The sequence below is a fragment of the Neisseria sp. P0001.S005 genome, from assembly GCF_051963715.1.
Genome location: NZ_JBQCTZ010001145.1, coordinates 1 through 219, shown reverse-complemented (window position 1 = coordinate 219; position 219 = coordinate 1). Strand labels below are relative to the sequence as shown.

Sequence of the window (219 nt, the reverse complement as noted above, 5' to 3'; positions counted from 1 at the left end):
TCTTTGTTATCTGAAATTGAACAAACACGTTATAATGTAATTTTTTATTAACAAGGCCGTCTGAAAGGCTGTTTCAGCTATGAACGCAATCAAACAAAAAATCTTAGAACAAGCGCAGCGCGATGGCGTGCAGGTAACCGCTTTGCGCGAGCAAGTGCTTGATATTGTTTTGAAACAAAGCGGCGTGATTAAAGCCTACAACGTTCTGTCGCAGATGCA

The 219-nt window shown here is 41.1% G+C and carries 1 pseudogene; it reads left to right on the top strand.

The annotated features are described in order from the left end of the window. Window positions 1-79: 79 nt before the first annotated feature. Window positions 80-219: pseudogene (locus tag ACTHSP_RS24345) on the top strand (Fur family transcriptional regulator); the annotation flags it as partial.